9 protein-coding genes are annotated in these 12,785 nt (G+C 68.4%); 5 read left to right on the top strand and 4 right to left on the bottom strand.

All coding sequences use genetic code 11. The annotated features are described in order from the left end of the window. Positions 1-278 precede the first annotated feature (278 nt). The gene (locus IQ210_RS15040; RefSeq protein ID WP_194079483.1) at positions 279-1,691 is read left to right on the top strand and encodes a non-reducing end alpha-L-arabinofuranosidase family hydrolase; all 1,413 of its coding nucleotides are present in this window, start codon (positions 279-281) and stop codon (positions 1,689-1,691) included. Between the two features lie 83 nt (positions 1,692-1,774). Then, positions 1,775-2,881, top strand: a complete 1,107-nt coding sequence (locus tag IQ210_RS15035) for a ricin-type beta-trefoil lectin domain protein (protein ID WP_194079482.1) — start codon at positions 1,775-1,777, stop codon at positions 2,879-2,881. Between the two features lie 11 nt (positions 2,882-2,892). On the opposite strand, the gene IQ210_RS15030 is transcribed toward IQ210_RS15035, so the two are convergent. Then, positions 2,893-3,615: a FadR/GntR family transcriptional regulator gene (locus IQ210_RS15030; protein WP_194079481.1), complete on the bottom strand. Its 723-nt coding sequence runs from the start codon at positions 3,613-3,615 to the stop codon at positions 2,893-2,895. 305 nt (positions 3,616-3,920) lie between these two features. On the opposite strand from IQ210_RS15030, the gene IQ210_RS15025 reads away from it, so the two are divergent. Next, positions 3,921-6,152: an alpha-L-fucosidase gene (locus IQ210_RS15025; protein ID WP_194079480.1), complete on the top strand. Its 2,232-nt coding sequence runs from the start codon at positions 3,921-3,923 to the stop codon at positions 6,150-6,152. Between the two features lie 69 nt (positions 6,153-6,221). On the opposite strand, the gene IQ210_RS15020 is transcribed toward IQ210_RS15025, so the two are convergent. Then, positions 6,222-7,655, bottom strand: coding sequence for an endo-1,4-beta-xylanase (locus IQ210_RS15020; RefSeq protein ID WP_194079479.1), 1,434 nt, complete (start codon positions 7,653-7,655; stop codon positions 6,222-6,224). 606 nt (positions 7,656-8,261) lie between these two features. On the opposite strand from IQ210_RS15020, the gene IQ210_RS15015 reads away from it, so the two are divergent. Continuing rightward, a complete protein-coding gene (locus tag IQ210_RS15015) occupies positions 8,262-9,728 on the top strand; it encodes a non-reducing end alpha-L-arabinofuranosidase family hydrolase (protein WP_194079478.1) in 1,467 nt (488 codons plus the stop codon). Positions 9,729-9,801: 73 nt separating this feature from the next. On the opposite strand, the gene IQ210_RS15010 is transcribed toward IQ210_RS15015, so the two are convergent. Continuing rightward, the gene (locus IQ210_RS15010) at positions 9,802-10,374 is read right to left on the bottom strand and encodes a DM13 domain-containing protein (RefSeq protein ID WP_194079477.1); all 573 of its coding nucleotides are present in this window, start codon (positions 10,372-10,374) and stop codon (positions 9,802-9,804) included. A 138-nt stretch (positions 10,375-10,512) separates the two neighbouring features. After that, on the bottom strand, positions 10,513-11,466 hold the full coding sequence (locus IQ210_RS15005; RefSeq protein ID WP_194079476.1) for a LysR family transcriptional regulator: 954 nt from the start codon (positions 11,464-11,466) through the stop codon (positions 10,513-10,515). 174 nt (positions 11,467-11,640) lie between these two features. Here IQ210_RS15005 and IQ210_RS15000 point away from each other — a divergent pair, with 174 nt between their 5' ends. Beyond that, entirely contained in the window at positions 11,641-12,762 is a 1,122-nt protein-coding gene (locus IQ210_RS15000) for a PrpF domain-containing protein (protein WP_194079475.1), read from the top strand. Positions 12,763-12,785 lie beyond the last annotated feature (23 nt).

Raw genomic sequence — 12,785 nt, 5'->3', positions numbered from 1 at the left:
GTCTGATTCGATGCCCGACTCCGATCGGCCAGACTTCCAGACCCAGCCGGTGTTTTGTGTCGCAGCTCTAGACACCGGGAACGTTCATGCCCGTTAATCCATCCCATGTATCGATGGCGCGGGACGACGAGACCCGAGCCTCCTCTATGACGGCTCTCGTCTGCCCGACCCTTCGACCAGCGTCCGACATTTCGAACGCTGAGCAATGCCCCAGCACGCCTGTCCAGCAGCCCCCTGACGGGGCCTAGGGAACCGCTCACTCAAGGATTGAGGTCCCCATGCACAGACGTACGTTCAGCCGCAAGCATCTCCCCGTGGTGGTCGCGGCCCTGGTCGCCTCGGCGGCGACCCTCGTCGCCAACCCGGCTCAGGCGGCCACCAGCGGCGCCTTGCGCGGCACCGGTTCCGGCCGGTGTCTCGATGTGCCGAACGCCGGCCGGACGGACGGCACCACGTTGCAGATCTGGGACTGCAGCGGCGGCACCAACCAGCAGTGGACGCTGACCGACAACAACCAGCTGACCGTGTACGGCGACAAGTGCCTCGACGTTCCGGGCCACGCCACCACGGCCGGGACCCGGCCGGTGATCTGGTCCTGCAACGGTGGCACCAACCAACAGTGGCGGGTCAACTCCGACGGCACGGTCGTCGCCGTGGAGTCCGGGCTGTGCCTCGATGTGTCGGGCGCCGGTACGGCCAACGGCACGGCGGTGCAGCTCTGGAACTGCAGCGGCGGCAGCAACCAGAAGTGGACCGGTCTGTCCGGCGGGGGCAGCACGTGTGCCCTTCCGTCGACGTACCGGTGGAGTTCGACAGGTGCGTTGGCGCAGCCGGCGAACGGGTGGGCCGCGCTGAAGGACTTCACGACCGTGACGTACAACGGCAAGCACCTCGTCTACGCGACCTACTCCGACGGCAGCAACTGGCACTCGATGGGCTTCAGCCCCTTCACCAACTGGTCGGACATGGGCTCGGCCGGCCAGACCGCGATGAGCCAGGGCGTGGTGGCGCCCAAACTGTTCTACTTCGCGCCCAAGAACATCTGGGTGCTGACCTCGAACGGCTGGGGCACCCAGTGGCCCTTCGTCTACCGCACGTCGAGCGACCCCACCAACCCCAACGGCTGGTCCGCGGCACAGCCGCTGTTCACCGGCAGCGTCCCCGACGGCAGCGCGATCGACCCGACCATGATCGCCGACGGTCAGAACATGCACATGTTCTTCGCGGGTGACAACGGCAAGATCTACAAGTCGACCATGCCGATCGGGAACTTCCCGGCCAGCTTCGGCTCGTCATACACGACCGTCATGAGCGACACGGTCAAGAACCTGTTCGAGGCGCCGGAGGTCTACAAGGTCCAGGGCCAGAACCAGTACCTCATGATTGTCGAGGCTCGGGGGGCGACGGAGCAGCGCTTCTTCCGCTCGTTCACGGCCTCCAGCCTGAACGGTCCGTGGACCCCGCAGGCCGCCACCGAGTCCAACCCCTTCGCCGGCAAGGCCAACAGCGGTGCCACCTGGACCAACGACATCAGCCACGGCGACCTGGTCCGCAACAACCCCGACCAGACCATGACCATCGACCCCTGCAACCTGCAGTTCCTCTACCAGGGGCTGTCCCCCAACACTCCGCCGGGCACCCCCTACATCCAACTGCCGTACCGGCCGGGCCTGCTCACCCTGCAGCGCTGACCCTCGGGCACGGCACCAGCAGCTGGTGCCGTGCCCGCCGAGCCCGCTGATTCCAGCCATCACTCGCAGAAGAGGACGCCCGCATGAGAAAACCCTGGATCCTGCCCCTCCTCACCCTCGTCGCCACCACGCTCGGGGTGACAGCGACAGGTGCGACCCCTGCCTCCGCCGCACCCAACACCCCTTTACGGGTCATGCCGTTGGGCGACTCGATCACCTGGGGGGTGGGGAGCAGCACGGGTAACGGCTACCGAGGTCCGCTGTTCAACCGGCTCGCCGCGGACGGTCACCCGCTGGACTTCGTCGGCACGGTGCGGGGCGGTTCGATGTCCGACCCCGACAACGAAGGCCACTCCGGATACCGCATCGACCAGATCGCCTCCCTCGCCGACGCCTCGCTGACCCGCTACCGGCCCAACGTGGTGACGCTGCACATCGGCACCAACGACCTCAACGGGAACTACCAGCCTTCCACCGCCGCCGACCGACTGAGGTCGCTGGTCAACCAGGTCACCGCCGCCGCTCCCGACGCGACCGTCCTCGTGGCCTCCCTGGTCGTGTCCACCAGCGGCTCGGAGGAGCAGTACAGGGCCGCGTACAACCAGGCCACCCGGCAAATCGTGAGCGACGCACAGGCCGCGGGCAAACACGTCGCGTTCGTCGACATGGGCGGTCTGACCACGGCCGACCTGGCCGACACCTTGCATCCCAACGACGCGGGCTACCAGAAGATGGCCGACGCCTTCCACCGTGGCGTCCAGTCCGCGGACAACGCCGGGTGGCTGAAGAACCCCGCGCCCGCCCCGTCCCGCATTCAGTCCGGCCTCGCCGGCAAGTGCATGGACGTCAACGGCGCCGGCACCGCCAACGGGACCGCCGTCCAGACGTGGAGCTGCGGCGACAGCGCCAACCAGTACTGGTCCGCCTACACCGACGGCACCCTGCGCTCCATGGGCAAGTGTCTCGACGCCGCCGGATACGGCACTGCCAACGGCACCAAGGTGCAGCTCTGGTCCTGCCACGGCGGCGCCAACCAGGTCTGGCAGCCCTACAACGGCGGCTACCGCAACCCCGCCTCCGGCCGCTGCCTCGACGTTCCGGGCTCCTCCACAGCTGACGGCGCGCAACTCCAGCTGTGGGACTGCCACGGCGGCACCAACCAGAAGTGGACCGCTCTGACAGCCGGATGACCCACCGCGCGTCACTCCCCCACAGTCGCTCCGAAGGGGTGAGGTTCCCCGGAGCGCAGGTGTCCCCTCAGCCACTGCTCGGTGTTGCTCACGTGCAGCAGCGCGGCCGCCTGGCTGAGGGCGGCATCACGGGCGGACAGCGCGTTGAAGATGGCCTCGTGCTCGGCGAGGGTGCGGCCTCCGGCCTTGTCGTCGACCAGACCGCGCCAGATACGGGCCCGCAGGGTGCGGCCCGAGATGCCTTCCAGGAGGGTCAGGAGGGTCTCGTTGCCCGTGGCCAGGACGACGGCGCGGTGGAAGGCGGCGTCGTGGGCGTTGAGCTGTTCGACGTCGTCGCGGGCCTCCCGCATGGCGTCCAGATGCCGCTTCACCTCGGCCAGTTGGTCGTCGGAGATCCGCGTGGCGGCAAGGGCCGTGGCCATCGGTTCGAGGAGCCGTCGTACCTCCATGAGGTCCCGCAGGGCGACCGCGTCGCCCTGCAGCAGCTCCACCGCACCGCCGAGCCCCTCCAGGAGCAGACTCGGCTGGAGGCTGGTGACGTACGTGCCGTCGCCGCGCCTGACCTCCAGCACGCGTGCCACGGCCAGTGCCTTGACCGCTTCGCGGGCGAGGTTGCGGGACAGGCCCAGTTGAGCGGCGAGGTCCGGCTCCGGCGGGAGTTTCGACCCCGGCGGCAGTGCTCCGGTCCGGATCAGTTCACGGATCTGCTCGATCGCCTTGTCCGTCAGCGACACCGCGCGTCCCTCCCCTCGGCGTGCCCCGCGAGCACGTCCGACCTGTTCCGGAGTCCTCATGCCGAGGGTGACGCCGATGATAGTGGGGTGCGGGCGCGGGAAGTCGATGGCGGTGACAGCGAGGCCTCCAGACATGCCATGTCTGGGAGATCTCAATAGATAAAGAACCGGTACAAGTCAGTCAACTCACCTTGCTCAGTAACCGCATTCATCCCTGCACACCGGTTGACATTCCCCGGCGGCATGGCCGACCTTCATGCGTGACACTGCGCTCCCCCTGCCCCTTCCGCATCAGGGATGTATCCATGTCGAGCTCGATCAACAGACGCCAGTTCCTGGCCTCCGCAACCTGCGTGGTCGCGACGGCCGTTGCCGGAGGTGTGCTCAGTGCCGGTGTCGCCGAGGCGGCGCCCAGCACGTACACGCCCGACTGGAACTCGGTGGACCAGCACCCACCGGCCCCGGAGTGGTTCCAGGACGCGAAGTTCGGGATCTACTTCCACTGGGGCGTCTTCAGCGTCCCCGCCTACGACAACGAGTGGTACCCGCGCAACATGTACGACGCCGGAAGCAACGCGAACCGGCACCACATCGCGACCTACGGCCAGCCGTCCGCATGGCCATACCACAACTTCATCAACGGCGCCGCGGACCTGGCGGGCAACACCGTGAAGTTCGCGCCGAAGCTGAAGTCGGCCGGCGGGAAGTTCGACCCCGACGAATGGGCGCAGCTGTTCGTCGACGCCGGCGCCCGGTTCGCCGGCCCGGTCGCCGAGCACCACGACGGCTTCTCCATGTGGGACAGCCAGGTCAACGAGTGGAACTCGATGGACAAGGGCCCGGGCCTCGACCTGCTGAAGCTCTTCTCCACGGCCGTCCGCGCCAAGGGCCTCAAGCTGCTGGTGGCCATGCACCACGCGTACAACTTCACCGGCTTCTACGAGCACGTGCCCGCCCAGACGGACCCGAGCCTGAAGAAGCTCTACGGGCAGCTGGGTTCGGCCGCGGAGAACCAGCTCTGGTTCGACAAGCTCAAGGAGGTCATCGACCGCGCCCAGCCCGACATCCTGTGGCAGGACTTCAACCTGCGCGCCGTCGACGAGCAACAGCGCCTCAACTTCCTGGCGTACTACTACAACCAGGCCATCGGCTGGGGACGCGAGGTCGTCGCCACCTACAAGGACGGGATGAACGGCAAGGGCGAGGTCTTCGACTACGAGCGCGGCGGCCCGGCCGACCTCACCACGCCGTACTGGCTGACCGACGACAGCATCTCCAGCAGCAGTTGGTGCTACACCCAGGGCATCGGCTACTACAGCATCCCGCAGATGCTGCACTCGTTCATCGACCGGGTCAGCAAGAACGGCAACATGCTGCTGAACATCGCGCCCATGGCCGACGGCACCGTCCCCCAGGCGCAGAAGGACATCCTGCTCGGCATCGGTGACCACTTGAAGCGCTTCGGCGAGTCGATCTACGGGACCCGCGCGTGGACCGCGTACGGCGAGGGCCCGACGAAGATGGGCGGCGGCTCCTTCACCACACCGCACGCCGGCACGGCGCAGGACATCCGCTTCACCCGCAACAAGGCCGGCAACGTCCTCTACGCCACCGTCCTGGGGTGGCCCGGCAGTTCACTCACGATCAAGACGCTCGCCTCGGGCCGGATCAACCTCTCCTCGCTGGCCTCGGTGAAGCTGCTCGGCTCCACCGCCAACACCTACATCGACCTGCCGGCACCGGCCCAGAACTCCTCCGGTCTCACGGTCTCCCTGCCGTCCTCGGCGCCGTACAGCGCGGGCGCGTATGTGCTGAAGCTCGCCTTCTCCGGCGCGATCCCGGGCCTGCGGCCGCTCGCCGGCGCCGTCGCCTTCGCGGACGTCGACTACACCGGCAGGTCCGCCGTACTCATGGTCGGCGACCACACCGCGGCCGATCTGACCACGGCCGGGCTCGGCCCGGGCATGCTCTCCTCCCTCCGGCCGGCCCCCGGATACCGGGTGATCGGCTACTCCGGGGACGACTTCACCGGCACCTCCTGGACGTTCACCGCCGACAACCCCGACCTCAGGGTCACCGGCAACAACGACCGGATCACCTCACTGAGGGTCCAGTTCAACCCGGCGACGCACTTCCGGATCACCAACGTCACCAACGGCCTCGCCCTGGACAGCGGAGGAAACGTCGCCTCCGGGTCCAACCTCAAGCAGTGGACCTGGGACGGCAGCCCCAACCTGCAGTGGGTCGCGGAAGCGGTCGAGGACGGCTGGTACAAGCTGGTCAACCGCACCAACGGCATGGTCGCCGACGGCTGGGGCGCCACCGCCGACGGCTCCGCGGCCCGGCAGGCTCCCTGGAACGGTGGCACCAACCAGCAGTGGAGAATCACCCACCGCGGCGGCGACCGCTACTCGATAGCCAACCGCACCACCGGCCTGGTCCTCGACGGCGGCGGCGACGTCTCCTCGGGCTCCCTCACCAAGCAGTGGACGTACGGCACCAGCACCAACCTGCTCTGGACCTTCACCGCACTTTGAATCCTCCCCTTGGTCCACCGAGAGGCCGGCCGGTGGCATACCGGCCGGCCGGTTCACGTCAGGCCGTCATCAGGTGCGGGTCCAGCGCTGGTTGCTGCCGCCCGAGCAGGCGTACAGCTGGATCTGGGTGCCGTTCGCGGTACCGTTCCCGACGGCGTCGAGGCAGAGCCCGGACTGGACTCCGACGATGGAGCCGTCGGAGTTGAGGCGCCACTGCTGGTTGGCTCCGCCCCAGCAGCTGTAGATCTGGACCTTGGCGCCGTTGCCGGTGCCGGCGGCGTCCAGGCATTTGTTGCCGTAGACCCTGAGCTCACCGGCGCTGGTGGACGTCCACTGCTGGTTGGTGGCGTTGTTGCAGTCCCACAGCTGGACCTGGGTGCCGTCGGTCGTGCTGGCGTTGGGAACGTCCAGGCAGCGACCCGAACCGACGCCCTTGATCTGTCCGCCGCCCGACGGAGGCGGCGTGGTGGTGCCGCCGTTGAGTGCGTTGAGCACGGAGGTGTAGGCGGCCTTCTTGCTGCCGTCGCCGTTGAACAGCAGCGGCGTCTGCTCCGCACGCCAGGAGTCGCTGTCGCGCACGCCCCAGACGGTGACGCCGAGGCAGCGCGAGACGGCCAGGCAGTCGTTCACCACGTTGGCGTACGTCGTGGGCGAGGCGCCCTGGATGTCGAGCTCGGTGACGGCCACGTCGACGCCGAGAGCGGCGAAACTCTGCAGCGTGGTGCGGTAGTTGCTGTTGTACGGGCTGTCGTTGTTGAAGTGCGACTGGAAGCCGACGCAGTCGATCGGTACGCCGCGCTGCTTGAAGTCCTTGACCATGTTGTACACGGCCTGGGTCTTGGCCCAGGTCCAGTTGTCGGTGTTGTAGTCGTTGTAGCAGAGCTTGGCGGCGGGGTCGGCGGCGCGCGCGGTGCGGAAGGCGACCTCGATCCAGTCGTTGCCGGTGCGCTGGAGGTTGGAGTCGCGCCGGGCGCCCGAGTTGCCGTCGGCGAAGGCCTCGTTCACGACGTCCCACTGGGCGATCTTGCCCTTGTAGTGGCTCATCACGCCGTTGATGTGGTCGATCATCGCCTGGCGCAGGGTGCTGCCGCTGAGGCTCTGCATCCAGCCGGGCTGCTGGGAGTGCCAGGCCAGGGTGTGCCCGCGGACCTTCTTGCCGTTCTGCACCGCCCAGTTGTAGACGCGGTCGCCGGCGGTGAAGTTGAACTGGCCCCGCTGCGGCTCGGTGGCGTCGATCTTCATCTCGTTCTCGGGCGTGACCATGTTGAACTCACGGCCCGCGATCGTCGTGTACGCCGAGTCGCCCAGTCTGCCCGAGGCGATGGCGGTACCGAAGTAGCGGCCGCTCTGCGCCGCCGCGGCGCCGAGTGTGCTTTCGGCGGCGTGCGCGGACGGCGGCGTCACCAGGGCGACGACCGCACTGAGACCGACGGCGAGCAGCGCCAGCGGCGCGCTGCGGGTCCTCCGGCGGTCACCGGCTCTGGGAAGGGCGTTCAAGCCCATGGCTGTGCCTCCAAGATAGACATCACGGAATGGCTGAAGCGCAGGGGGAAGACCGGACATCGCGCGCCGTTTCGGCACGGGCGCGGGGTTACTCCAAGGTTCCGCACGGCTCATGCGGTTCGACATTCCGAACTGTGGTCGACCCTCGGTGACGGATGATTGAGTCATTGACGGTGGATCGTCAATACATTGCACCGAGAAAGTTTCCTTGGTCTCTACGAAACATTCGAGAGCCCATCAGGCCGGATAGCGAACCTCAGCGCCCGAGTGTGGGCCGATTCCGCAAGGCTCAAGCCGCGGCCAACACCAGCACCCGAAGCTACCGTTTCGCCACCACGTGCCTGGTCAACGCCCTTGAACTGAAGCTCCGCGCCACGCCCTTCCCGAGCGCTCCCGGTCGGCGCCACGCCTCGCACCACCCCTGAGAGCCGGAACCGTTTGAAGACAGAACAGCGCGAGACCTTGACCGAGGGACCCCGCATTTCTATGTTGTGGCGTCGAAAGATCCGGTAACTCCTCGAAAGTTTCGGGGAGTTCATCTTCTTCGGCCCGACCGCTCCGCGGTTCGCCGACACCACTTCGCCCGCCCCCGAAGGAGGCCCCCAGATGTGGTTGCGCCACCCGTCCACGGTCCCGCTCAGACGTTTACTCGCCGTCCTCTCGCCGCTCCTGCTGGTGGCCACCTTCCTCGGCGCGCAGCCCGCCAGCGCGGCGACCGTCGATCCCAACGCCACGTATGTGCTGGTCAACCGCAACAGCGGCAAGGCCCTGGACGTCTACAACCTGGCGACCAACGACGGCGCCCGCATCACCCAGTGGACCAGGAACGACCAGAGCCAGCAGCAGTGGCAGTTCGTCGCCTCCGGGGACGGCTACTACCGCATCAAGTCCCGCCTCTCGGGCAAGGTGCTGGACCTCTACAACTGGTCCACCGCGAACGGCGGTTCGATCGTCCAGTGGACCGACCTGAACGCCACCAACCAGCAGTGGCGGCTGGCCGACAGCTCGGACGGCTACGTGCGGCTCATCTCGCGCCACAGCAACAAGGCCCTCGAGGTGCAGGGCGCCTCCACCGCCGACAACGCGAACATCGTCCAGTACGACGACTGGGGCGGCACCAATCAGCAGTGGCAGCTCGTGAAGGTGGGCGCCGACACTCCCGGAGCCTGTGACCTTCCGTCGTCGTACCGCTGGAGTTCAACGGGCGCGCTGGCACAGCCCAAGTCCGGGTGGGTCTCGCTCAAGGACTTCACGGTCGCCCCGTACAACGGGAAGCAACTCGTCTACGCCACGACGCACGACACGGGGACGAGTTGGGGTTCGATGAACTTCAGCCCGTTCACCAACTGGTCGGACATGGCCTCGGCAAGCCAGAACACGATGTCGTCCTCCACCGTCGCGCCCACGCTGTTCTACTTCGCGCCGAAGAACATCTGGGTGCTCGCCTACCAGTGGGGCGGGACCGCGTTCTCCTACCGGACATCGAGCGACCCCACCAACCCGAACGGCTGGTCCTCCCCGCAGGTGCTGTTCTCCGGAAGCATCTCCGGTTCCGGGACGGGCCCCATCGACCAGACGCTCATCGGTGACGGTACGAACATGTACCTGTTCTTCGCCGGTGACAACGGCAAGATCTACCGCGCCAGCATGCCGATCGGGAACTTCCCGGGCAGCTTCGGCACGACCTCCACGGTGGTCATGAGCGACACGACGAACAACCTGTTCGAGGCCCCGCAGGTGTACAAGCTGCAAGGCCAGAACCGCTACCTCATGATCGTCGAGGCGATCGGCTCGCAGGGCCGCTACTTCCGTTCCTTCACGGCCACGAGCCTCAACGGCACGTGGACGCCGCAGGCCGCCACCGAGAGCAACCCCTTCGCCGGCAAGGCCAACAGCGGCGCCACCTGGACCAACGACATCAGCCACGGCGAACTGATCCGCACCACGGCCGACCAGACCATGACGGTCGACCCCTGCAACCTGCAACTCCTCTACCAGGGCCGCAGCCCCAGCTCGGGCGGCGACTACGGCCTCCTCCCCTACCGTCCGGGGCTGCTGACACTGCAGCGCTGACGGCATGACAAGGACTGGGCGGGCTCGGCGAAAGACCGAGCCCGCCCAAAGTCCTGAGATCAACGAACGCCCTTCAGGCACGGGCCAGTTCAGCAGCCCCGAAGGAGACGTCGAAGCGGTCGCACCAGATGCTGACGCTGGTGTAGCGCGACGGGTCCACGTCGTCCGGCAGGGTGTAGTTCTGGCTGCCCTTGTTCCCCTTGAGCTTGCCGAGACTGACGTACTCCCCGTCGTCGAAGACATGCCAGCCGTCCCGCCCCTCCTTCACGGGCGCGTCGGTCAGCCACACCCGCAGATCCGGGCCGTTGCTGGTGTCGAGGTTCTCCAGCCGGACGACGTGGCTGCCGTCGGCGAGCCGCAGCAGCTTCACCGTGCCCGACGTGGCGTGCTCGTGACTGACGAGTGCGCCGCTCGCCAGTGTGCTTGGCCCGTCGGCCGGTGCGCCGCTACCGGCAACGGTGGCGGAAGGCGCCACCGTGGGCGGCCCGGAACTCGCCACGGCACCGGGCAGCGCCTCGTCCACCGTTGTGTCCTGCCACAGCTTCCACGGCTGGAACCAGTACAGCCCGAACCCCACCACGGCGACGGCCGTCACCAGACCACCGGCGACCAGCCGCCCGCGCAGCGCCTTCCGCACCCGCCCCATGTCCGCTTCCCCTCCCGAGAGTTGTCTGCCGCTGCCTCATTCAACTGAGCGACCAGCCCTCGTCGCAGCACGGGAGAGATGACGAAACCCTTACGAGCGCTCCGGAGCCGAGCCTCGATGACCGCTTCGAGGAGATCGTCAGCCCCGCCGGACCGCCCCCAGTTGAGCCCGATGCAGGTCCGGGGCAGCGAAGCGCTGGGCCACCGTACGCAGGACCCGGGCCATCGCCTGGGCCGGCGGGGTGGCGGGGCGGGCCGCGGCTCGGGCCAGGAGGATGCGGCGGGTGGGGGCCGGGACGTCGGAGGCGAACGGCAGGAGGCGTACGTCGCTGCGTCGGCTCGTGAGGGCCAGGCGGGGTGCGAGCGCGATGCCGAGACCGGCGGCGACCATGGCCTGTGCTTCCTGGTAGTCGTGGGAGGAGTAGGCGATGCGCGGCTCGAACCCCGCTTGGCGGCAGCTGCGGCGCAGGACGTCGGCGACGGGGTGGTTGTCGGCGCGGATGATCCACTCCTGGTCGGCGAGGTCGCCGAGCCGCACGGAGGGACGGGTGCGCAGGGGTGAGTCGGCGGGGACGACCAGCACCGTGGGGTCGTCCAGCAGGTGGGTGAGGGCGAGCGCCGGATCGTCGAGGCGGTTCCATTCGTAGTCCCAGAGCAGCCCTTGGTCCACCTCACCGGTGTGCAGCATCTCCCTGAGCTCCGCGAGGACTCCGGCGCGCACCTCGATGCGGATGCCGGCGTGGCGCCGTCGGAAACGTGTGAGCGCCAGCGGCAGCAGGGACGCGCTCGCCGTGGGGAAGGAGCCGAGGCGCAGGCTGCCCTGGTCGAGGGCGGTGAAGGAGTCCAGGTCGGCCTGGGCGGCACGCAGTTCACGGCGGATGGCCTGGCCGCGTTCGGCCAGCGCGGCGCCCGCCGGGGTGGGGCGGATACCGCGGGGCAGCCGCTCGATGAGGGGCTGGCCCGCCTCCTGCTCCAGCAGGGACATCTGCTGGGAGGCGGCGGAGGTCGTCATGCCGAGGGCCTCCGCCGCGGCCGTGAGCGAACCGCGTTCGGTGGCCTCGGTGAGCAGCAGCAGGCGGCGCACGTTGAGCATGCGGCTGACTTTAGCTGAGCTAAACCCAGGTGAAGCGAACTGCGATTGTTCCGAAGTCACACCTCTGCGAAGGTCTGCGCAGTCGCCGAGCGGTGCGCCGGCCCGCCATTGCGCCCGTAGCCACCGCCTCGGCCCTTTCTCCCTACCTCCGTTGATCCAGGAAGAGCCTCAGACGTGCACATTCCCGCGACCCTGGTACGTGGCGGCACAAGCAAGTGCTGGCTGTTCAACCAGGTCGATGTCCCCGCCGACCGCGGCCACCTCGAAAGGCTGCTGGTCGCCGCATACGGCGCCACCGATCCCGTAGAACTGGACGGGGTGGGCGGGGCGACCCCCACCACCTCCAAGGCGGCCGTGGTCAGCGCCTCGCCCCGACCCGGCATCGACGTCGACTACCTCTTCGCCCAAGTCGGCATCGGCACAGGCTCGGTGGAGTGGACGAGCAACTGCGGTAACTGCGCCACCGGCGTCGCCCTCTACGCGGTGACCAAGGGACTGGTCCCGGTCACCGGCGACCAAACGCGCGTGGTCATGCGCAACACCAATACCGGCGCTGTCCTGGAGGGGATCGTCGACACCCGGGGAGGCATGGTGCGCCACTTCGGCCGCCAGACGGTACCCGGCACCCGGGCCGGCGGAGTCGCGGTCGGCCTCACCTTCCGCGACCCCGCCGGAGACACCGGCCGCTTGCTGCTCCCCACCGGCCGGGCCGCGCAGGACCTGCGGGTCGGCGCCGCCGAGCCGCTCCGCGTGAGCATGGTGGCCGCGGGCGCCCCGGTCGTCCTCGTCGACGCCGTCAGCGCCGGGCGCACCGGCGCCGAGTCCGAAGAACGGATGCGCGCCGACGTTCCCTGGCTGCGCACCGTCCGCCATGCCGCCGCACCCCTGATGGGGCTGCTCCGGCCGGGCGAGGAACCGGGCGACGCGGTGCCCAAGGTGGGCCTGGTCGGCCCGCCGGTGCCGTACACCACCACCCTTGGTGAACCGGTGGCGGCCGAGGACTACGACGTGTCGGTGCGCATGCTCTCCATGAACGCCCCGCACCCTGCCATCGGCCTGACCTCGGCCGTCGCCGTCGCGGCGGCCGGGCTGCTGGAGGGCTCCGTGGTCTCCCGCGTCACGGGCGGCCCGAAGGACGAGTGGTTGCGCCTCGGCACGCCCGCCGGTGTCGTCGCGGTCCGCTGCACCGACGTGAGGGACGGCCTGCCACACCGGGTGACCGTGCAGCGCGCGGCCCGGCTGCTCGCCGACGCCCGCATCTACGTACCGCAGGGAGACCGCCCGCAAGCCGCCTGAACCGCGACAAAACCTCACCACGT

The sequence above is a fragment of the Streptomyces justiciae genome, from assembly GCF_015163075.1.
Taxonomy (GTDB): domain Bacteria; phylum Actinomycetota; class Actinomycetes; order Streptomycetales; family Streptomycetaceae; genus Streptomyces; species Streptomyces justiciae.
The sequence above is the reverse complement of the archived record's forward strand: the minus strand, read 5'-3'. Positions and strand labels throughout refer to the sequence as shown.

Bases quoted from the DNA above. Each gene is read 5' to 3' on its own strand.
- IQ210_RS15025 (WP_194079480.1), top strand. From the start codon at position 3,921: ATGTCGAGCTCGATCAACAGACGCCAGTTCCTGGCCTCCGCAACCTGC.
- IQ210_RS15035 (WP_194079482.1), top strand. From the start codon at position 1,775: ATGAGAAAACCCTGGATCCTGCCCCTCCTCACCCTCGTCGCCACCACG.
- IQ210_RS15020 (WP_194079479.1), bottom strand. From the start codon at position 7,655: ATGGGCTTGAACGCCCTTCCCAGAGCCGGTGACCGCCGGAGGACCCGC.
- IQ210_RS15010 (WP_194079477.1), bottom strand. From the start codon at position 10,374: ATGGGGCGGGTGCGGAAGGCGCTGCGCGGGCGGCTGGTCGCCGGTGGT.
- IQ210_RS15040 (WP_194079483.1), top strand. From the start codon at position 279: ATGCACAGACGTACGTTCAGCCGCAAGCATCTCCCCGTGGTGGTCGCG.
- IQ210_RS15005 (WP_194079476.1), bottom strand. From the start codon at position 11,466: ATGCTCAACGTGCGCCGCCTGCTGCTGCTCACCGAGGCCACCGAACGC.
- IQ210_RS15015 (WP_194079478.1), top strand. From the start codon at position 8,262: ATGTGGTTGCGCCACCCGTCCACGGTCCCGCTCAGACGTTTACTCGCC.